The following is a 20906-nucleotide window of genomic DNA, read 5'->3' on the forward strand; positions in this document are numbered from 1 at the left end:
GCGATATTTATTTTATGGATGATTCAAAGGTATTATCTTAGATGAATACCTACATGGCAAGGTAAAAATCTTTAACTAAGTTCTTATAAGCTTCAGTGTATTGATGTCTGTCTATTTCGATGGTCAATTCGTCTTTTTCAGTTTTTGTATTATCAAAACCAAGTAATACCAGACATCTTTTAATTTCTGAATCTTGGTTGCCTTTTACATAAGTGATTTTTTTAGGGAATAATTGAAAGTTTTCTGCTGTAGTTAGGAAACTTTCTTCTTGATTCTTCGGAATAATAACTGCTAGAGTGCCATTTTCGGAAAGTAGATAGGTCGAGCCTTCAAGTAGAAGCTCAAAAGGTAGGGCATCCTGAAAACGTGACATATCGCGTTCTTTAGATGTGGTTTTATAGTCTGCGTTGTAGAATGGAGGGTTGGATATAATAAGATCGTATTTTTCCTCATCCTGCATTTCTTCGACAAATTCTCCAAATTCTGCGTGGTAGCAAAAAAGACGATCGCCCCAATCGCTGGCTTCAAAATTTCCCACAGCTTGCTCGTATGCATTTTCGTCGATTTCTAATGCGTCTATAAGTTGGGCGGGAGAGCGTTGGGCAAGCATAAGTGCGATAATGCCTGTGCCTGTACCAACATCTAGTATGCTGTTTAGATTTTCAGGAAGTTCTACCCAGGCGCCAAGAAGTACGCCATCGGTGCCGATTTTCATTGCGCATCTATCCTGATGAACTTCAAATTCTTTAAATTGGAATGATTTTTTGGACATGGTTTGAAAATAAAAAAACCGCTTCAATTGAAGCGGTTTTTGATAAAATATTTTAAAAAGAAATTACTCTCCTAAAGCAACTCTTTCAAAAGCAACTACAGTAAGATCTGAATCTACAGATTTTACATATTGTGCAACAGATTGTTTGTTGTCTTTAATAAAAGCCTGGTTTACTAAAGTGTTATCTTTAAAGTAACGCTTTATTTTTCCTTTAGCAATGTTATCTAACATTTCTTCTGGTTTACCTTCAGCTCTTAATTGATCTTTAGCAATTTCTACTTCTTTATCAATTATAGTCTGGTCGATACCTTCCTCATTAAGAGCAACTGGATTCATTGCAGCCGCCTGCATAGAAACATCTTTAGCAGCATCCTCAGCACCTTCTACATTTTTAGAAAGACCTGTTAAAACAGCAATTTTGTTACCAGCGTGAATGTAAGAACCTACAAATGGAGCTTCTAAAGTTTTAAAAGCACCAATTTCGATTTTCTCTCCAATTACACCGGTTTGTTCAGTTAATTTATCTTGAACTGAAATTCCGTTGTAATCTGCAGCTAAAAGTTCTTCTTTAGTAGAAACAGTTAATGCAAGATCTGCGAAATCATTTGCTAATTTTACGAAGTCATCGTTTTTAGCAACGAAATCTGTTTCACAGTTAAGAGAGATAACAGCTCCTTTAGAATTGTCTGCATTTACTTTTGCAATTGCAGCACCTTCAGCAGAATCTCTATCGGCTCTCTTAGCAGCTACTTTTTGTCCTTTTTTACGAAGAACTTCAATAGCCTTATCAAAATCACCATCAACTTCCACAAGAGCTTTTTTACAGTCCATCATTCCTGCTCCTGTAGCTTTTCTTAATTTATTTACTTCAGCGGCGGTTATCTTTGCCATAGTTGTTTTAGTTTTTAATGAATAAGTCGCTTAGTTCATTCTGCAAAGAAAAAAACTAAACGACTCATAGAATTTACCAAAATGTTATTTTATTCTTCTTCGTTAGAAGATGCTTTCTTTAAAGTTTCTTGCTTAGATTCTAATTTAACATCATTCTTAGCCTCACTCATGGCTTTTTGATCTGATGCATCTTTAGATGGCACTTCTCCTTCAGCTTTTGGCATTTTAGGAGCCGCTTTTTCGCTTTTACTTTCTTTATCAGCTTTCTTAGAATCTTTACCTGATTTTCTATCAGATAAACCTTCTACGATAGCATCTGAAACGTAAGAAACTACTTTGTTGATAGATTTTGAAGCATCATCGTTGGCAGGAATCAAATAATCCACCTCACGAGGATCTGAATTCGTGTCTACCATAGCAAAAATTGGAATGTTTAATTTTTGAGCTTCTTTAATAGCAATGTGTTCACGAGTAATGTCTACCACAAATAATGCACCTGGAAGTCTGGTCATATCTGCAATAGAACCTAAGTTTTTCTCTAACTTAGCTCTTAAACGATCTACCTGAAGACGTTCTTTTTTAGAAAGAGTGTTGAATGTACCGTCTTTCTTCATTCTATCGATAGAAGCCATTTTCTTAATAGCTTTACGGATAGTAACAAAGTTGGTAAGCATACCACCAGGCCATCTTTCAGTGATGTAAGGCATGTTTGCTTTTTCAGCTTGCTCTGCTACGATTTCTTTTGCTTGTTTTTTGGTAGCAACAAAAAGTATTTTTCTGCCGCTGGCTGCTATTTTCTTAAGGGCTTCACCAGCCTCTTCCATTTTAGCAGCACTTTTATATAAGTTGATGATGTGAATTCCGTTACGCTCCATATAGATGTAAGGAGCCATATTTGGATTCCATCTTCTTGTAAGGTGTCCAAAATGTACACCTGCATCAAGTAATTCTTTAACTTCTACTTTGTTTGCCATTTTTGTAATAGTTTACGTTCTGTTGAGATAGCAACATTCAGGTGGCTACTTATTAAAGTATGGCCCTGATTGTTTAGATGCTAAACTAACTTCCAATCATAATTGGAATAACAACAAAATTTTTAATTTAAATAAACTGTTTGGGTAACAACCCGGTAAATATTAACGTTTAGAGAACTGGAATTGCTTACGAGCTTTCTTCTGACCGAATTTCTTACGCTCTACCATTCTTGGATCTCTTGTAAGTAATCCTTCTGGTTTAAGTGCTCCTTTGTTTTCTTCGTTAAGCTCTACCATTGCTCTAGATAAAGCAAGACGGATAGCCTCAGCCTGTCCGGTGATTCCTCCACCATATACATTTACTTTTACATCAAAAGTACCAGCAGTTTCAGTAAGATTGAAAGGTTGGTTTACTTTGTATTGTAACGTACTTGTGGTGAAGTAATCGTTAAGATCTTTTTTGTTTACAGTGATGTTTCCATTTCCTTCAGAAACATATACACGTGCAACAGCCGTTTTTCTACGGCCAATTTTGTGAATAACTTCCATTACTTAAGATCGTTTAAGTTAATAGTTTTCGGTTTTTGAGCCTCATGATCGTGCTGAGTTCCAGAATAAACCTTTAAATTACGGAAAAGAGCTGATCCTAGTTTGTTCTTAGGAAGCATTCCTTTTACTGCTTTTTCAATAAGACGCTCTGGCGCTTTTGTAAATAATTCTGAAGCAGTTAGACTTCTCTGTCCACCTGGATAACCTGTGTGACGGATGTATTCTTTAGCATCCCACTTTTTTCCAGTTAAGTTGATTTTCTCTGCGTTGATAACAATTACATTGTCTCCGCAATCAACGTGTGGGGTGAAGTCTGCCTTGTGCTTACCTCTAATGATTTTTGCAACCTTAGATGATAGGCGGCCTAAAGTCTGTCCTTCAGCATCTACAAGTACCCATTCTTTGGTTACTGTCGCCTTATTGGCTGATACTGTTTTGTAGCTTAATGTGTCCACACTAATTAAATTTACTTGTTATTAAACATTCCATTCCTGAACCCCAAAGTTGTAGCAAGGGGAAATTCAGGGGTGCAAATGTACAATTATAAATTTATATAGCAAACATCATTTTTATCTAAAATTTATTGGAAGCGATTTGATAGTCAAAGATATACGTTTTAAGCTCTAATGTGCTTGTCTCTCTCTTCTGAAAAGGAGGATACAATGATTATTCAAAAATAGATTTTTGATGTTAAAGCTAAAAACTTTGAAATTTTTCGCAATCTAATTCTCACCATATCTTTCCATTGGCTTAACATATAGTTCCTGAACGAGTATAATAATAATAAGCATAAGCGGTGTAGCAAATATAACTCCCCATATACCTGTTAATGCTCCAACAAAAATTTGAGAAATAATTATTAGAGCTGGTGGTATTTTAATAAGTCTTTGTTGAGCTCTTGGAGTGATAAAGCTACTTTCAAACAATTGTATTGCTGAATACATAATCACGACGATAAGTGCTGTAGTAGGGTCTTCAGTAAGTGCAACTAGCACTGCAGGAATCATGGCTGCTAGAGGACCAAAATTAGGTATGAAATTTAGAACTCCGGCTATAATCGCTAAAGTTAGCCACATAGGCATCCCCAAAATGGCCAGACCAATTGCTGTTAATACAAATACCGCAAACATGGCAATAAATTTGCCAGCTAGCCATTTTGTTAGTCCGTTTACCAGCCGTTCTAGGATGTCATTTGCTCTTTCCCTTTGTGAAGGAGGGATTAATTTAATTACTCCTTCTTTATAAATGTATGGAGAAACCGTAAAAAAGATACCTATTAATATTATGATATAGATATCACCAATCCCTCCAAAAGTGGTCATAAAAAACCTGGAAAGAAATTCAGGTACTTTTTCTGAAGATTGAATTTGTTCCAGTTGCTGAGAAGCTTCGCGTCCCAACCTACTTCCGTTGAGTGAATTTTGGGCATTTTCTAATAGCTTTGGGAAAGTTTCTTCCATTTTTGCAATTTCAGAAGAAACGGTGGCTCCAATAAGCCAAGATAAGCCAGCGACAATTAGAATCACGCCAATAACTGCTGTTAAAAGCGAAATTTTAGAACTCCAGGAAGTTTTTTTATGTATTAAGTCTCCCAAACCTCTGAAAAAGCAAGCGATAAGACTTCCTGCAAGTATTAAGATAAGGATGTCGAATGTTGCTTCTAAAAGAAGAAGGATAATAGCAATTAAAGAAAATATTAGACCAACAATCCAAACTTTCTTAACGAAAGAATAGTGTGGTTCTGATGGTTTGTTGGCTGGCATTTTTTTTGGTCTGGAATTGAAATTTCTTCCAAGTTATCAAAGTTTTGGCTCAACTATCTTAACGAATGCTTAATTTTAAGACATCAATAGCCGGATAATAACTTTAAGTTTTGTTCCAGACACCTATGCTTGTATAAATTCTAAATGCTGTTTAATGCGCTTCTAGCCAATCTTGCCCCACTCCTAAATCAACATCTAAAGGAACTTCAAGTTGATAGGCATTTTCCATTTCAGATTTAATAAGCGTTTTTATTTTTTCCAATTCAGGTTTATAGACATCAAAAACCAATTCATCATGTACTTGAAGAAGCATTTTTGTTTCAAATTTTTCTTCTTTTAGTTTTTTGTGAATATTGATCATTGCTATTTTGATAATATCAGCAGCACTTCCCTGGATAGGAGCGTTCACAGCATTACGTTCAGCAGCGCCTCTAACTACTGCATTTTGAGAGTTGATATCCTTTAAATATCTTCTTCTGCCTAATATTGTAGAAACATATCCATTTTCCCTGGCAAAAGCTACCTGATCTCCAATGTAATTGCTAAGTTTTGGGTAGGTTTTGTAGTAAGTGTCTATTAGGTCTTTAGATTCGGCTCTGCTTAAACTTGTTTGATTGCTTAAACCAAAAGCAGAAACACCATATATAATCCCAAAATTTACGGTTTTTGCGTTACTACGTTGTTCTCGTGTAACTTCATCTAAGGGAACATTAAAAACCTGCGATGCAGTTGAAGCATGAATGTCTTCGCCATCTTTAAATGCTTTGATCATGGTTTCTTCTTCGCTAAGTGCAGCGATAATGCGTAGTTCAATTTGAGAATAATCGGCAGCTAATAATATATAATCTTCGTTTCTGGGAACAAAAGCTTTTCTAACCTGTCTACCGCGTTCGGTACGAATTGGGATATTTTGCAAATTAGGATTATTGGAGCTTAGTCTTCCGGTAGCTGCGATAGTTTGGACGTAATCGGTATGCACTCTGCCGGTTTTTTCAACCTGCCCAGGTAAAGCATCAACGTAAGTGTTTTGTAGTTTTACGAGTCCGCGGTAATCTAAAACATATTGAACAATATCGTGTTCTGCGGCTAAATAAGAAAGAACATCTTCGCTGGTAGAATATTGCCCGGTTTTTGTTTTCTTCGGTTTCTTAACTAAAGCTAATTTTTCAAAAAGGATAATCCCTAATTGCTTGGGAGAACTTATTTTGAATTCTTCCCCTGCTTCTTCATAAATTTTAGTCTCTAATTCTTTAATATCATGATCTAAAGCTTCAGAAAGTGAGTTCAGAAAATCTAAATCTAGGTTTATTCCTTCAATTTCCATATCAGAAAGCACCTCGACTAGCGGCATTTCAATCTCGTCAAATAATTTGCGAGTATTCGCTTCAGCTAATTCTTTTTCAAAAAATTCTTTAAGCTGAAAGGTGATATCGGCATCTTCAGAAGCATATTCCGTTTGTTCAGCTAAAGGAACATCACGCATGCTTTTTTGATTTTTGCCTTTTTTTCCAATCAATTCTGAAATAGGTTGCGGAGTATAATTTAGATAGGTTTCGGCTAAAATATCCATATTATGGCGCATATCAGGATTAATTAGGTAGTGGGCGATCATGGTGTCGAAAGTCTTTCCTTTAATCTTTATGCCATATTTATCTAGAACTTTGATATCATATTTTAGGTTTTGGCCTATTTTTTCAATTTCAGGATCTTCAAAGAACGGGCGTAAAAGTTCAATAAGTTGTTGTGCTTTTTCGGTGTCTTCTTCAAACGGAAGATAATATCCTTTCCCGGCTTCCCAAGAAAACGCAATTCCTACTAGCTGTGCTTCAAGCGGATTAAGACTGGTAGTTTCAGTATCAAAACAAACCGATTTTTGCTTCATTAATTTCTGAAGAAACAATCGGATTGCCAAACCGGTGTCTACTTTTTGGTAAACGTGCGCTGTATCCTTTAGCGTTTTTCTGCTATTGCTATCCTCTATTTTTTCTGAATTATCGCCTCCGAATAAAGAAAATTGTCCCGCACCTGCGACTTTAGCATTTTTCTTGGCTGATGGAGAATTAGTAACCTGAGTTTGGTTGCTTTCGGTTTCTCCGCTAAATAATTTTATAAACTGATCTTTAAGTCTTCTAAATTCCAGTTCGTCAAAAATTGACTGTACTTTTTCTGAATCTGGCATTGAAAGTTCGTAGTCTTCAGCATGAAATTTCACATCACAATCTATAATTATTCGGGCAAGTTTCTTTGATAAAATTCCTTGTTCAGCATTCGCTTCAACTTTCTCTTTCATCTTGCCTTTTAGCTTATCGGTATTCGCTAAAAGTTCTTCCATAGAACCAAACTGTTTCAGGAATTTTTTAGCGGTTTTCTCACCAACACCAGGAAGACCAGGAATGTTATCTACAGCATCGCCCATCATTCCTAAAAAGTCGATTACCTGTTCTGGTCGCTCGACTTCAAATTTTTTCTGAACTTCTGGAATTCCCCAAATTTCGATACCGTTGCCCATTCTAGCCGGGCGATACATGAAAATATTTTCTGAAACTAACTGTGCAAAATCCTTATCGGGAGTAACCATAAAAACCTGGTAATCCTCTTTTTCGGCTTGTTTTGCCAAAGTACCTATAATATCATCGGCTTCGCATCCGGGAAGTTCTACAACGGGGATATGCATGGCTTTCAGAATATCCTGAATTATGGGAATAGCTTCTTGAATCGGCTCTGGTGTAGCATCTCTATTGGCTTTATAATCTGAAAAAAGTTCGGTTCTTAGTTCGCTTCCTTCTTTGTCGAAGCACACCGCCAGGTGGTCTGGTTTTTCTCTTCTTATAACATCAAAAAGAGAATTCATAAATCCCATTATTGCTGAAGTGTCGAATCCTTTAGAATTTATCCTGGGGTTTTTTATAAAAGCATAGTATCCGCGGAAGATTAATGCGTATGCATCTACTAAGAAAAGTCTTTTTTGAGCAGCCATATTTACTGAAAAATTTATCTGTATCTTCCCAAAACTACGAAGATAATATTATACAAAAAGAAAACCGTTCATTTTTATGAACGGTTTTTATATATGTTGTTGATCTTATTTGTCTTAAACTTCTACTTGTCTTTTGCGGTTTATAAAACCATAAAAGAAGATATAAGCATACGCAATCATTACTAAAAAGAAAGCGATACCAAATCCAAATCTATCAGTCAAAAACCCGAAAGAAGGCGGTAATACTGCGCCACCAACGATCATGGTACATAAAACACCCGATCCTTGTGGTTTATCGTCTCCCAGGCCATCTAGTGCTAAACTAAATATTGTTGGGAACATGATAGAATTAAATAATCCTACAGATATTATCGTAACCATGGCAACTATACCAACAGAAAGGTTAGAAATATTAATCATTAAAAAAGCACAAAGTGCGAATGCACATAAAACTAATGCTGGATTAAATTTCTTGGTTAGATACGACCCTATAAATCGGCCAATCATAGCGGCTGTCCAGTAGAATGTGACGAATACACCAACTACGGCCATATTGCTGGCCTCTTCTAGACCAGAATCTAATATCCATTGAGCGATATTACGTAAAAAAGGAGTGGATTTTATAATTTCAGATAACTCCAGATTTAAAAAGTAATTTACCATATAGCTTCCCAGAGCTACCTCGGCACCTACGTAGAAAAATATCCCGAAAGCTCCCATCACCAGATTTCTATTTTTTAGAACATTTCTGTAATCATTAGAAGCTGCTTTATCTCCTACTTTGGGTAGATTGACAAACGCAAAAACTAAAGCGATTACTGCTATAAAAATAGCAATGCCAACAAATGGTTTTTGTACAGCACCCGCTTCAGAAATATAATAAGCTTTTTGCTGAGTAGCAGATAATGCTTCAATTTCGGCAGTGGTCATTACTTTATCTTTCAGAATAAATAATGCGCCAATTGCAGGAGCTATTGCAGTTCCTAAGGCATTAAATGCCTGGGAAAGATTCAATCTACTTGACGCTGATTTTTCGGGACCCAAAATAGTTACGTATGGATTAGCTGCTACTTGAAGAATCGTAATTCCTCCTGCCAAAACAAAGTAACCTACCATAAAGACCCAGAAAACTCTAAACGACGCTGCCGGCCAAAACAACAAACAACCAGCGGCCATAGTGCTTAGACCTAAGATTATTCCCTTTTTATAACCAATTTTGGATAGAATATAACCTGCAGGGATAGAAAGCAAAAAGAAGGCTCCAAAAAAAGCAAACTGCACCATGCCTGCCTGAAAGTAGCTTAAAGTAAATACTTCTTTTAATCTAGGAATTAAGGAGTCTACTAATACTGTAATAAATCCCCAAAGGAAAAATAAAATAGTTAAGAAAATAAATGCGGTACGATGCGACTTGTTTGTATTGTTACTCATAGTTAATTAAGACTTTCCTTTAAAGAAAGCTTTTACATTTTACATTTTCATTTTTATTGTCCTGATACTTGGCGTAAGAAAAACCGTCGTGAATGGCATATCCGCCAACCTCTCCATTTTTGTTTATAGCAATAAAGCAAGCCTGGAAATCTTTATGATTGGCATTCTTTTTTACAATTCGCTCTACAGCTTCCTTACATGCTTGTTGTGGAGATCTACCGTTTCTCATTAACTCTACCACTAAAAAGCTACCTACGCTTTTCATGATAGCTTCTCCCATACCGGTAGCAGCTGCGCCGCCAACTTCGTTATCTACAAATAAACCAGAGCCTATAATTGGGGAATCTCCAACACGGCCATTCATTTTATAAGCTAAGCCAGAAGTGGTGCATGCACCTGCGATATCACCATCTTTATCCATGCATAGCATGCCTATGGTATCGTGATTCTCGATGTTGATGATTGGTTTATACTCTTTTTCCTTAAGCCATTCTTTCCAGGCTTTTTCAGAATTTTTAGTTAGTAAGTTTTTCTTTTTAAATCCGTTTTGGATAGCAAACTGTAGAGCACCTTCTCCTGCTAGCATAACATGCGGAGTTTGTTCCATAACCTTTCTTGCTACAGAGACAGGGTGTTCAATATTTTTAAGATAAACCACAGATCCAGCATTTCCTTCTGGATCCATGATGCAGGCGTCTAAAGTTACATTTCCGTCACGGTCTGGAGCACCTCCATTGCCTACGGTTGTATTCTTTAAGTTAGCTTCTTCAACCATTACGCCTTGTTCTACAGCGTCAAGTGCAGATGTTCCTTTGTTTAAAAGTTCTCCGGCTTTTTTTGTTGCTTCATGGAAATTCCATGTTGCAATAGCAATGGGAAGAGATGCTTCTCTTGATGTTTTGATTTCAGAAATATTCTGGGCGAAAATAGAAGGGGTGGCACTTATCGCAGCTCCCGTGATTCCTGCCTTTTTTATAAAATTTCTACGTTTCATAGTGCGTAGCTATAAGGTTTTAGCTGAGAATTAGGCTGGAAAGGTAGACTTTACGGGGTAAATTTACAATGTTAGCGCTGTTAATTTTAAGGAATTTTGATTTTAAGGCTAGTGTTTACAAGGCTTATTACGTTAAATTAATTTTAAAGAAGGATAATAAAGAATTGATTAAAAGTACCTTCGTTGAAAATCTCCTAGAATTATGCGGTGGTTGCTATTTATTGCTTTCTATTTGCTTATTGATATTTATGCTTACCAAGCTTTAAGAAGTTTGAACCGTTCTTGGTGGGTTACTATAATATATATCCTTGTTAGTGTCGCTGTGATTGGTAATTTTATCTATCAATGGAAAAGTGCAGGCGGTGGTTTTTTTAGTGCAATTGGATTTGCTTTTGGGATCGTTCTTGCTTTTTTATTGGCTAAAATTGTTATCGTACTTTTTCTTTTTGGAGAGGATATTATTAGATTTTTTATTGGAGTTTTTAAAGCATTTTCTGGAAGTGGTTACAGCGCGCCCGGCAGGCGAAAATTTGTGAGTCAGCTCGCGCTTGGTCTAGCTGCGATTCCTTTTGTTTCTGTTTTGTATGGAATGTTTAAAGGGAAATACGATTTCAGAGTATTAAACTACACATTGCATTTTGAAGATCTTCCCGATGCTTTCGACGGTTACCGAATAGCCCAGATTAGTGATGTACATAGCGGTAGTTTTGATAATCATGAAAAGGTTTCCTATGGAATAGATTTACTTAATAAACAAAAAACCGATGTGGTCTTCTTTACGGGAGATTTAGTAAATAATATGGCTACTGAAATGAATGATTGGAAATCACTTTTCAGCACAATAAAAGCGAAAGATGGCGTTTACTCCATATTAGGAAATCATGATTATGGCGATTATGTAGATTGGAGTAGTGCGGATGCAAAAGCGCAAAATCTTGAAAAATTAAAAGCTACGCATGCTGAAATGGGTTGGGATCTGCTACTTAACGAACATCGATATTTAGAAAAAAACGGGGAGAAAATCGCCGTTGTAGGTGTGGAAAATTGGGGAGGTGGACATTTTAAAAAAGCCGGAGATTTAGATCTTGCGGGTAAAAATGTTGCTGATAAAGATTTCAAAATATTGCTTAGTCATGATCCTTCGCACTGGCAGGAAAAAGTGAAGAATCATAATAAATTTTATCACTTAACGCTAAGTGGTCATACCCATGGTATGCAATTTGGAATAGAGATTCCCGGTTTTATAAAGTGGAGCCCGGCGAAATATCGTTATAAAAACTGGGCGGGGATATACCAAGAGAATCAGCGGTATATTAATGTGAATCGTGGATTTGGTTATTTGGCTTTTCCCGGTAGAGTAGGGATATGGCCAGAGATTAGTGTAATAGAATTACGAAAAGGAGAGGCGCCTTCATAATAAGGATTAATTATTATATTTGGTTAGCGTCTGGGAGTAGTGTTTAAAGAAATCACCTTGAAATAAGGTGAATGTTGAAAAAAATAATATCTCGGTTTATCGAGTAAAGCGCAATTTTATGTCAAAATTTGGAGAACTAGTAGGGTCTAATATACCTGTACTTATCGATTTTTATACGGAATGGAATGAAGCTTCTGTAAATATGCATCCTATTTTGAGGGATGTTGCTTCCGCTGTTGGGGATAAAGCAAAAGTGATTAAGATCGATGTAGATAAAAATACACAATTGGCAGAGGCACTTCGTGTAAAAGGTCTGCCAACACTTATGATTTATAAAAATGGAGAAATGATGTGGCGAAAAAGTGGAGAACAAAAGGCAGAGGCTATTCTTTCACGCTTAGAAGAATATTCTTAATAGATCGCTTTAAATTTCCAGCCTTTTTTAGTGTATTCTTCCAATAGTCTTGGTAGTACGTATTTCAGGTTTTTTTCAGCTTTTAAACTGTCGTGAAATACAACTATGCTGCCTGGACGTATTAGTTTTTTTGCATTTTTAAGGCATTTTTCTTCATCATATTTGGCATCAAAATCTCCCGTGATCACATCCCACATTACAATTTTGTAACCAAGTTTCGTAATTTCAGAAGCTTGTTTATTTTTAATCTTTCCGTAGGGAGGTCGAAACAATTTTTCTTCGGAAGGAAATAAATTGTGAAGCTGAGATTGTATAATTTGTTCTGCTTTTTTGAAATTCTCCAAATAATCTGAAGTGGATGTTTTCCAGCCATCCAAATGGTTAAATGTATGATTTCCTATGGTATGTCCCTTAGCTTCAATTTGGCGAAAAACTTCAGGATGTTTTCTAACATTGTCTCCTATACAGAAAAAAGTAGCCTTTGCGGCATACTTTTCAAGTTGTTCTAGTACCCACGGAGTAACTTCAGGAATAGGGCCGTCATCGAAACTTAGGTATAGTGTTTTTTCCGAAGGAATTCTGGAAAGTCTTTTTGGATAAAGCTTTTTTAGAATCCAGGGATATTTAAGTATAAAACGATTCATAAAAAGAAGGTCTCAAAATATCGAATTTAGATATTTTAAGACCTTTTTATTTGTTTATTCGACAGCATCAATCCGCAGGGAATCTTGTGCTGCTTGTCCCTGGTTAAGTTCCTGCTCTAATTCTTGCTCTAATTCTTGCTGGCGTAATTGATTTGCCGGAGATGCTTCAGGTTCGATACCTTCATCCTCAGCATAGAAATGCTGGAATTTCTTTAGGTAATTATTGAATTCTTCAGCTTTCTCTTTCATTATTTTTTCATCCTGATTTCTAACCAAAATGTCAACCAGACCGCGGTAACGTTCTACGTCTGTAAAAATATCTTCAGCATATCTTCGCTGTCTCTGGAAATCCCAGGTGCTGTACCAATCCAGATTTTGCTTATATTTTTCAGCAACTTTATTCCAAAGATCTCTTGCTTTTTCGTCTTCTCCAACTTTATAGTAGCCATTGATAAACGGTTCTAAAAGCGTATAATAACCGTAATAATCTACCGGCATATTTTCCATTCCTAAATCTAAAATTTCTTTTGCACGTTCCTGGTCGCCTTCGTTAAGAAGATTCTCTATTAGTCTTGCAAGATTGCTTCTATAGGTGATGGAGTTTTTACGTGTTTCTGGATCGTGGTAGATATTTGGATCTCCCATATTACCCCAATCCCAGTTTTTTACCAAGTTGTACATCTTATCGGTATTTACCCTTCCCATATCAAATGGGTTTCTAGGATTAACCGGTGTTTTAATCGGTACAAGTTTGTAAGCTACTCCTTCTAGTTGAAGGTAGTCTTTCATCCATAAATAATCGTCATCGCCATAACTTCCGCCTGTAAAATAGATTGGACGTTCCCAATTGTTGTTAGCAATAATGTCTAACATTAGCAATCTGTTTTTATAGATAAGGTTGGAGCCTATTTCTATATCTATATGATCAACAACCTGGTCGGCTTCGCTAGGATCTACGATTCCGCTATCAATAACAGTTTGTTTATTTACCGGAATTCTAACATGTTTAGAAGGGTAGGTGTTAAAAGTTTCGTTTTCAGAATATTCTAATTTGGTTCTGGCATCGTCGCTTTCAATGTAATTCATCCATTGTTTAATATTGAGCGTATCCTGAGTAATTTCTCTGCCGATCACAATATCATTTTGCCCAGAATAGAAATCATGTTCTAATTGCGAAGGTATCGGGTCGCTATCAAAAGCTTTTCGCTTCATCTGGTCGATATACCAATCGGTCGCAAATAAACTTGTGTTTACAACTCTAACGTCCATCCTGTATCGCTCCACCTGCTGTGCATACCAAAGCGCAAAGGTGTCGTTATCACCAATGGTAAATATTATTCCGTTTTCGTCTACAGAATCCAGATACATTTTGGCCATCGCTAATGCCGAATATTTATCAGAACGATCGTGATCATCCCAGTTTTGGGCTGCCATTATAACGGGTACAATCAACGAAGCAGAAATGACAATCGGAGCCACAATTTTTGGTGATAGATAATGCTTCAGTTTGTCATAAATCGCATAAACCCCAAAACCTATCCACATCGCAAATACATAGAACGAACCTACTAATGCGTAATCTCTCTCTCGAGGTTCAAATGGTCTTTCATTCAGATAAATCTTAAGCGCTATACCTGTAAATAAGAAAAATACAAGTAATACCCAGAAGTTCTTTTTATCACGGTTTAAATGAAAAAAGAAACCAATAAAACCAAGTAAAAATGGTAGAAAATAATAGGTATTTCTAGCCGGGTTGTCTTTAACATCATCAGGTAGATTATCCTGCGGCCCTAAGTGCCATTCGTCAATTGGTGTTATGCCACTTAGCCAATTTCCATGTAAATCAGTATATTTTCCCTGAATATCATCTTGTCTCCCAACAAAATTCCACATAAAATACCTCCAGTACATATAACCAATTTGGTATTCTAGTAAATAGGAAATATTAGCTGAGGGTGTAGGTTTTCCAACATCAATGTAATCACTAAATTGTTGAAGAAATTTATGATAGTCTGAGTTATCTAACTCTCCACTAGAATAGCGTTGTTTAAACTGAGAGATAGCTTGCATCAAACGTTCTTCACCCTGGTATTCTGGTTTAACGGTAAATTTAAGTGCTCCCGTTAAATCCATATAATTTGAAGCATGCTCTGTACTCCACATTCTTGGAAGGAAAGTTTTATGATCATCATCCAGATTTTGCTTCGTATTTTTCCAGTTATTGGTAATCACATACTTGCCAAGCTCTTCGTTTTTCTCGTATTTAGGTTTTTTATCGCTGTATGGATTGTCTTCATCTAAACCAGAATACATTTCAGACCATTGCGGGCCGTAAAATAAATGTGTTTCTCCGTATTGCTCTCTATTGTAGTAAGCAAGTAGTTCACGCGCATTATCAGGGCTGTTTTCATTAATAACAGTCGGTGCGTTAGAACGAATAGGTAGCATGATCCAACAAGAGAATCCTATTAAGATAAAGAGAATACAATGTAATAGTGTGTTTATTTCAGTTTTCTTGTTTCTTATACTCCAATTAATTCCGAAGTAAAAAGCAGCAATAACGACTAAGAAAGCTACGATTGTACCCGTATTAAAAGGCATCCCGAGTGAGTTTGTAAAGAAAACTTCGGAAGCTGAAAAGAATGTTAAGGTGTAAGGTAGTAATAATTTAAATATGAATAGTAATACTGCTACTACTACGACATTGGCAATGATGAAATTCTTTACGGTTACCTTTGGATAATTTTTAAAGAAATATAGAAAACCAATCGCTGGGATCGTTAAAAGTCCCATAAAGTGAATCCCGAATGTTAGTCCTGTAACTAAAGATATTAAAATTAGCCATTTGTTTCCGCGAGATTCAAACATATCCCGTTCCCAAAGTAATCCAAGATAAAACATAAGGGACATAAGACATGCCGCACCAGCGTAAACTTCAGCTTCTACAGCACTAAACCAAAAACTATCGGTAAAAGTGAAGGCTAAAGAGCCAACGGCTGCACTCCCAAGAACGGCAATTTGTCCAGAAACACTAAGCGTGTTCGCTGGTCCTGAAATTTTACGGATAAGTAGAGAAACTGACCAGAACATAAATAATACCGCAAACGCACTGGCTAATCCAGACATAAAGTTTACCATTAACGCTATATGTGCGTTATCGGGAGCGAAAGTAGAGAAAAACGCCCCAAGCATTTGGTAAAGTGGCGCACCCGGCGGGTGGCCTACTTCTAAATTAGCTGAAGTTGCAATATATTCTCCTGCATCCCAAAAACTGGCTGTAGGTTCTAGAGTCGAGCTGTAGGTAAAAAGGGCGATAGCAAAAATCACCCAACCGGTGATTATATTCCACTTTTTAAAGTTGAATTTTGTCATTTTCCGTAATGTTGAATCTTGTGTGGCGAATTTAGTAATAAAATTAGGAACGTCTGTACAACGCTTATTTAAAGTATTTATTTTTTGCTGAATTTAGAAAAGTACTGAAGTTCTTAAATTTAGTATAATATTGGATAGTGCGTTCATGCTGATTTCAATTAAAAGTTGTATTTTTTTTAAAAAATATTTGTGGGAATGAAACTTTGTTTTAAATTTGCATCCGCATTACAGCAATGGCCTATGGTGTAACTGGCAACACGTCTGGTTTTGGTCCAGAAGAGTCTAGGTTCGAGCCCTAGTAGGCCAACAGAAAAAGCCCTCAAATTTTTGAGGGCTTTTTTATTTTGATCAGGATTTGAATTCTATATATTTGAAATACTAATCCTAACCCGGAACCTAGAAATTATGTCGATCGAGGCAATTATAACGATATGTGTTATAGTTGGAGCAATTATACTTTTTGCTACCGAACTTTTATCTATTGACCTAGTAGCCTTATCGGTTATGCTGGTTTTAATTTTAAGTGGTGTTCTAACTCCACAGGAAGGGGTAAGAGGGTTTAGCAATACCGCTACTATTACTGTGGCTTTTATGTTTGTTTTAAGCGCTGCTTTGTTAAAAACTGGTGCACTTCAGGTTATGGCACATCGATTATCCGGTATTTTTAGATATAAATTTAATGTAGGCATAATTTTGATGATGGTGCTTATAGCCTTCATTTCGGCTTTTATTAATAATACACCGGTTGTTGCTGTATTTATTCCTGTTATTATTCAGATTGCTCATTCTTCCGGCCAAAGTCCCGCAAAAATGCTTATTCCGCTTTCGTTTGCTTCAATTTTTGGTGGAACTTGTACGCTTATAGGAACTTCCACAAATATTTTGGTAAACAGTATTTCTGAATCTGATGCGGGTATTTCGATTTCAATGTTCGATATGACTCCTTTGGGACTAATTTTCCTGGTTGTTGGTATTTTATATATGATTGTTTTTGGAGTTAAAATATTACCTAATAGAAAAGTAAGTAAAGATCTCCGTGCAAAATTTCAGATGAGCGGTTACCTTACCGAAATTGAACTTTTAGAGGATTCTGGTTCTGTAGGAAAAAAAATAATGGACTCCGGTTTAGTGAAAGAATTGGAGATGGATATCATCGAAATTCGAAGAAATGACCAGAAGTTTACGCTTCCTGCAGGAGACTTTATCTTGCAAAGAGGAGATATCCTGAAAATACGATGCGATGTCGAGAAGATTAAGTCTTTAAAGGATCGAGCTAAGATAGTTATTGGTACTTCCATTCGAATTGGCGATGATGATTTAACTGGAACAAATTCTACCATAGTAGAACTTGTTTTAACAGCTAATTCTGAAATTGAAGGTAAAACCTTAAAATCTATGGATTTTAGAAGAAGGTATAGGGCTGTTCCTTTAGCTATTAGGCATCGCGAGGAGGTAAAACACGATCAACTTTACGATGTGAAATTAAAAGCCGGAGATGTAGTTCTTGCAGAGGTTAAAACCCATTACGTTAAGGAATTACGTAAAAAAGGAAGTTCTCAAAAGGCACCTTTTATTGTTCTTTCAGAAGATATGATAACCGATTTTGATAAGAAGAAGTTTTATACCGTGATTAGCGTGATATTAGGTGTAATTCTGTTAGCTACTTTTAATATTCTTGATATTATGGTAGGCGCTATAACGGGTGTTACCCTTTTAGTCCTACTGAAAACAATATCTATGAAAGAAATGTATCAGGCAATTAACTGGAAAATTGTGTTTCTCCTGGCTGGTGCATTAAGTATGGGAACTGCTATGAGCAAAACAGGTCTTGATGAAATGATTGCTAATGGATTAATTAGCAGTTTAGGCAGTTGGGGACCGGTGGCTATTGTTTCGGGTTTATATTTAGTAACCTCAATGCTTACAGAAATTATGTCTAATAATGCAGCGGCAGCTTTATTGACTCCAATTGCGATTGCTACAGCAGTAAATCTTGGTGTAGATCCTATGCCATTTTTAATGGCAATTATGTTCGCCGCTTCAGCAAGCTTTATGACGCCGGTTGGTTATCAAACCAATACAATGGTCTATAGTGCGGGACAATATAAGTTTAAAGATTTTTTAAAAGTAGGTACACTACTTAATATTATCTTTTGGATAATAGCTACGATAATGATTCCGCTTTTGTATCAATTTTGAAATTAACCCTCTAGATACAAATCGAATTTAATTTCAATTTCTTCTTTGACTTTAATTAAACCGAAAACTTTTTTAGGAGGTTCTAGTTTAAAATCATTGATATTTAGAAGAATTGTTCCTTTGTAATTTGAAGAAGCCTGATCTATTTTTACCGGGACTTCAAAAGTTTTTGCTATGCCTGCAATATTTATTTCTAAAGTAATTAATGAAGAAGATAAATCTTTGAATTCTAACTTTATCAAATTTAGAATAATATTAGGGTGTTTTTCAGCTTTCATCAAAGCTTTAAAATCCTTGTTGATTGGTCGACTTCCGCAGTCAAAAGCTTTAGAATTTAGTTTTAAACTGGTGTTTTGGAAGAATAAGGTATTTTGTTTTCTTTGAAAAGAAACTCTTAGATGTTCTGGTAGTTCCTTAGGGTCAAATTCGCAGCTAAAAGTATTGATATTAGTGTCGCCTGTAATTTTAAGATGGGACTCTTTATTGATTTTTAGGGTTTTATGTTCTAGGTCTTGAGCATTGGTTAATTGAATTCCAAAAAATGCTAAAAATAGTATAAATAAGAAAGTTTTCATTGCTAAGGGGATTTTAATGAAAAAATGAAAAAGGAGAGCGATAAATTCGTTCTCCTTTTTCTAAATTGAATTTATCTAAAAACTAATCACTGCTTCAACTGTTGCACCATTAAATTTTCCTTCATTTAAAATACTTGTCTGGCTAAAGTCATCGTAGTTTTGCACTACGTATTCAGCTTTCAATAGAATATTATCAGTCATAAACCAACCTGCAGCTGCTTGAAATCTGTTGATATTTATATCTTGTCCTGAAGGATCTTCTGCATCTACTACATTATAACGAGCGCCAACATAGATGTTTTCATCAAGTCCAAATCTGTATATCAATTCACCAGCATATTGGTTAGCAGTTCTGTCATCAACTTCAGCACTGGCTTTTCCTGTGGCAGTTTCAATTGTTCCGAAGAATTCAAGACCTCTATATTTCACAAATGGGTTAATCATAATTGCAGTGATTTCGTTAGATAACTTAGGGTCGTATCTTGAAGCTCTAAAATCATCACTTTCACTACCTAATACTTGCATTACATTATAATATCTAGCTCCTGCTCTATCTGCGCTGTATAGATATGTGTTTGGAATGTAGCCAGTGTTATACATAGAACCAGTAAGACGAACACGTAAATCGTTATTTAATTGTTTGTCGTAACCTAATTTTGCTAAGAAAGAAGCTCCGCCTGTTTTGCTGTATTCATTTTCGCTAACAGATTGGTTTAATTTACCGTTTGTAAAACCAACCATTCCTATAAATCCGTTACGGCGGTAGTAAAGTTCAGCCCCTACTTCAGTAGTAAAAGCATCCATAATTAAGTTTCCTACAAATGGATTGTAGATAGCTTGTGCATTATCTGATCTTCTAAAGTGAGCATCACCATAGTTGTTTTCCATATGTCCAATTTTAATCGTGGTGTATTTCATAACATCCTCTAAAAATCCTTCTTGCACAAAGTTGAGTTTGTCTACCAATAAATATCCTCCTTTTACATAAGGTTCGTGGTGGTGTCTTGAAGATAAGTATGTACGAAGGTGCATTCTAACTCCATCATACAAGGCTACATCTAAATCGAAATTTGCGGTAGGAAGGTTAAAATTCTCGCCAATACCTTGTATTTGATAACCGTCTATATTTGCATTTTCATTATCTAAAGCCTGGAACTGTAAAGCAAAGGCTCCTCCGATTCTAACTTTTAATCCATCAAAAGTAGTGGTGGTATCTTTTGGTGCTTCAAAAACATTGACACCATTTTTATCTGGTTCGCGATAATTATCTAGATTTCGATTGTCTTGAGCTTGTATATTTACTCCTAGGAATAAAGAGAAAGCAATAGCGGAGATTTTAAATATAGTTTTCATATTGTTTGATTTATGAATTAGTTATTGATTGAATTGAAAATTGAAGTTTACCGTTACCTCTTCACCTGTTTTAATGGTACCCATCAAAGCTGTTGGAGGTTCTACACCGTAATCGGTCATGTTAATTGTCTGTTTTCCTGAGATTTTGATGTTTTGGTTAGAATTTTTTATACTTACTGGTATTGAAATTGTTTTAGACTTTCCATTCATTGTAAGGTTTCCAATAATCTTGTTTGATTGTACTTCTTTCGAAGTAAATTTTACTTTAGGATAATCATCTTCGTTTAAAGCCTTGTACGCATTTTTATCCATGCCTCCTTTTCCGCTTTTTAGAGATTTAATCGGGATTTCAATTGTGATTTTAGAGACTTTTCCGTCTTTACTTTCTATGTGTCCAACGGCATTTTTAGAAGTCATTTCCCAATCATGAATATTAGATGTTCCTTCTACCAAAATGTTAGAGGTAATCGATTTAAGATTCTGGCTGTTTACATTAAATCCTGTGAAAATTATAAGGATTAAAGTGATCAATGAATAATTAAGGGATTTAGTTCTCATGGCTTATTTGTTTTGTTTGATA

The 20906-nt window shown here is 35.9% G+C and carries 17 protein-coding genes and 1 tRNA gene; 4 read left to right on the forward strand and 14 right to left on the reverse strand.

From position 1 onward, the window contains the following. Positions 1–49: 49 nt before the first annotated feature. The 9 genes from PBT91_RS01460 to PBT91_RS01500 all read right to left on the reverse strand — a co-directional run bounded on the left by PBT91_RS01460 (position 50) and on the right by PBT91_RS01500 (position 10351). Positions 50–772: a tRNA1(Val) (adenine(37)-N6)-methyltransferase gene (locus tag PBT91_RS01460; RefSeq protein ID WP_270060039.1), complete on the reverse strand. Its 723-nt coding sequence runs from the start codon at positions 770–772 to the stop codon at positions 50–52. A gap of 63 nt (positions 773–835) precedes the next feature. Further along, positions 836–1663 (reverse strand): translation elongation factor Ts, encoded by an 828-nt coding sequence (gene tsf, locus PBT91_RS01465; protein WP_270060040.1) that lies wholly within the window; start codon positions 1661–1663, stop codon positions 836–838. 89 nt (positions 1664–1752) lie between these two features. Then, positions 1753–2637: a 30S ribosomal protein S2 gene (gene rpsB / locus PBT91_RS01470; RefSeq protein ID WP_270060041.1), complete on the reverse strand. Its 885-nt coding sequence runs from the start codon at positions 2635–2637 to the stop codon at positions 1753–1755. Positions 2638–2799: 162 nt separating this feature from the next. Continuing rightward, complete coding sequence (gene rpsI / locus PBT91_RS01475) at positions 2800–3186, reverse strand: 30S ribosomal protein S9 (protein ID WP_270060042.1); 387 nt, start codon at positions 3184–3186, stop codon at positions 2800–2802. Further along, positions 3186–3641: a 50S ribosomal protein L13 gene (rplM, locus tag PBT91_RS01480; protein ID WP_270060043.1), complete on the reverse strand. Its 456-nt coding sequence runs from the start codon at positions 3639–3641 to the stop codon at positions 3186–3188. The genes rpsI and rplM overlap by 1 nt, the downstream gene beginning before the upstream one ends. 267 nt (positions 3642–3908) lie before the next feature. After that, positions 3909–4949: an AI-2E family transporter gene (locus PBT91_RS01485; protein ID WP_270060044.1), complete on the reverse strand. Its 1041-nt coding sequence runs from the start codon at positions 4947–4949 to the stop codon at positions 3909–3911. Positions 4950–5100: 151 nt separating this feature from the next. Continuing rightward, positions 5101–7926: a DNA polymerase I gene (polA, locus tag PBT91_RS01490; protein WP_270060045.1), complete on the reverse strand. Its 2826-nt coding sequence runs from the start codon at positions 7924–7926 to the stop codon at positions 5101–5103. Positions 7927–8040: 114 nt separating this feature from the next. Further along, on the reverse strand, positions 8041–9357 hold the full coding sequence (locus PBT91_RS01495; RefSeq protein WP_270060046.1) for a sugar MFS transporter: 1317 nt from the start codon (positions 9355–9357) through the stop codon (positions 8041–8043). A gap of 19 nt (positions 9358–9376) precedes the next feature. After that, on the reverse strand, positions 9377–10351 hold the full coding sequence (locus PBT91_RS01500) for an isoaspartyl peptidase/L-asparaginase family protein (protein ID WP_270060047.1): 975 nt from the start codon (positions 10349–10351) through the stop codon (positions 9377–9379). Positions 10352–10553: 202 nt separating this feature from the next. Between PBT91_RS01500 and PBT91_RS01505 the strand changes: the two genes are divergently transcribed. Together PBT91_RS01505 and PBT91_RS01510 are read left to right on the forward strand one after the other, a co-directional pair. Next, the gene (locus tag PBT91_RS01505; protein ID WP_270060048.1) at positions 10554–11768 is read left to right on the forward strand and encodes a metallophosphoesterase; all 1215 of its coding nucleotides are present in this window, start codon (positions 10554–10556) and stop codon (positions 11766–11768) included. Positions 11769–11886: 118 nt separating this feature from the next. Beyond that, positions 11887–12183 carry a thioredoxin family protein gene (locus PBT91_RS01510; protein WP_270060049.1) on the forward strand — a complete coding sequence of 99 codons (297 nt, stop codon included), beginning with the start codon at positions 11887–11889 and terminating at the stop codon, positions 12181–12183. On the opposite strand, the gene PBT91_RS01515 is transcribed toward PBT91_RS01510, so the two are convergent. Further along, positions 12180–12827 carry a polysaccharide deacetylase family protein gene (locus tag PBT91_RS01515; RefSeq protein ID WP_270060050.1) on the reverse strand — a complete coding sequence of 216 codons (648 nt, stop codon included), beginning with the start codon at positions 12825–12827 and terminating at the stop codon, positions 12180–12182. The two genes, PBT91_RS01510 and PBT91_RS01515, sit on opposite strands and share 4 nt — an antisense overlap. A gap of 54 nt (positions 12828–12881) precedes the next feature. After that, entirely contained in the window at positions 12882–16199 is a 3318-nt protein-coding gene (locus PBT91_RS01520) for a glycosyltransferase family 117 protein (RefSeq protein ID WP_270060051.1), read from the reverse strand. 234 nt (positions 16200–16433) lie between these two features. Here PBT91_RS01520 and PBT91_RS01525 point away from each other — a divergent pair. Together PBT91_RS01525 and PBT91_RS01530 are read left to right on the forward strand one after the other, a co-directional pair. After that, positions 16434–16506, forward strand: a tRNA-Gln gene (locus PBT91_RS01525). A 98-nt stretch (positions 16507–16604) separates the two neighbouring features. Further along, a complete protein-coding gene (locus PBT91_RS01530) occupies positions 16605–18398 on the forward strand; it encodes an SLC13 family permease (RefSeq protein WP_270060052.1) in 1794 nt (597 codons plus the stop codon). 2 nt (positions 18399–18400) lie between these two features. Here PBT91_RS01530 and PBT91_RS01535 read toward each other — a convergent pair whose 3' ends face one another. The 3 genes from PBT91_RS01535 to PBT91_RS01545 all read right to left on the reverse strand — a co-directional run bounded on the left by PBT91_RS01535 (position 18401) and on the right by PBT91_RS01545 (position 20884). Further along, entirely contained in the window at positions 18401–18973 is a 573-nt protein-coding gene (locus tag PBT91_RS01535) for a YceI family protein (RefSeq protein ID WP_270060053.1), read from the reverse strand. Positions 18974–19048: 75 nt separating this feature from the next. After that, positions 19049–20326 carry a hypothetical protein gene (locus tag PBT91_RS01540; protein WP_270060054.1) on the reverse strand — a complete coding sequence of 426 codons (1278 nt, stop codon included), beginning with the start codon at positions 20324–20326 and terminating at the stop codon, positions 19049–19051. A gap of 21 nt (positions 20327–20347) precedes the next feature. Beyond that, positions 20348–20884, reverse strand: coding sequence for a YceI family protein (locus tag PBT91_RS01545; RefSeq protein ID WP_270060055.1), 537 nt, complete (start codon positions 20882–20884; stop codon positions 20348–20350). Between the last annotated feature and the right edge of the window lie 22 nt (positions 20885–20906).

The organism is Zunongwangia sp. HGR-M22, from assembly GCF_027594425.1.
Taxonomy (GTDB): Bacteria; Bacteroidota; Bacteroidia; order Flavobacteriales; family Flavobacteriaceae; genus Zunongwangia.

Bases quoted from the DNA above. Each gene is read 5' to 3' on its own strand.
- PBT91_RS01460 (WP_270060039.1), bottom strand. From the start codon at position 772: ATGTCCAAAAAATCATTCCAATTTAAAGAATTTGAAGTTCATCAGGAT.
- tsf (WP_270060040.1), bottom strand. From the start codon at position 1,663: ATGGCAAAGATAACCGCCGCTGAAGTAAATAAATTAAGAAAAGCTACA.
- rpsB (WP_270060041.1), bottom strand. From the start codon at position 2,637: ATGGCAAACAAAGTAGAAGTTAAAGAATTACTTGATGCAGGTGTACAT.
- rpsI (WP_270060042.1), bottom strand. From the start codon at position 3,186: ATGGAAGTTATTCACAAAATTGGCCGTAGAAAAACGGCTGTTGCACGT.
- PBT91_RS01485 (WP_270060044.1), bottom strand. From the start codon at position 4,949: ATGCCAGCCAACAAACCATCAGAACCACACTATTCTTTCGTTAAGAAA.
- polA (WP_270060045.1), bottom strand. From the start codon at position 7,926: ATGGCTGCTCAAAAAAGACTTTTCTTAGTAGATGCATACGCATTAATC.
- PBT91_RS01495 (WP_270060046.1), bottom strand. From the start codon at position 9,357: ATGAGTAACAATACAAACAAGTCGCATCGTACCGCATTTATTTTCTTA.
- PBT91_RS01500 (WP_270060047.1), bottom strand. From the start codon at position 10,351: ATGAAACGTAGAAATTTTATAAAAAAGGCAGGAATCACGGGAGCTGCG.
- PBT91_RS01505 (WP_270060048.1), top strand. From the start codon at position 10,554: ATGCGGTGGTTGCTATTTATTGCTTTCTATTTGCTTATTGATATTTAT.
- PBT91_RS01510 (WP_270060049.1), top strand. From the start codon at position 11,887: ATGTCAAAATTTGGAGAACTAGTAGGGTCTAATATACCTGTACTTATC.
- PBT91_RS01515 (WP_270060050.1), bottom strand. From the start codon at position 12,827: ATGAATCGTTTTATACTTAAATATCCCTGGATTCTAAAAAAGCTTTAT.
- PBT91_RS01520 (WP_270060051.1), bottom strand. From the start codon at position 16,199: ATGACAAAATTCAACTTTAAAAAGTGGAATATAATCACCGGTTGGGTG.
- PBT91_RS01530 (WP_270060052.1), top strand. From the start codon at position 16,605: ATGTCGATCGAGGCAATTATAACGATATGTGTTATAGTTGGAGCAATT.
- PBT91_RS01535 (WP_270060053.1), bottom strand. From the start codon at position 18,973: ATGAAAACTTTCTTATTTATACTATTTTTAGCATTTTTTGGAATTCAA.
- PBT91_RS01540 (WP_270060054.1), bottom strand. From the start codon at position 20,326: ATGAAAACTATATTTAAAATCTCCGCTATTGCTTTCTCTTTATTCCTA.
- PBT91_RS01545 (WP_270060055.1), bottom strand. From the start codon at position 20,884: ATGAGAACTAAATCCCTTAATTATTCATTGATCACTTTAATCCTTATA.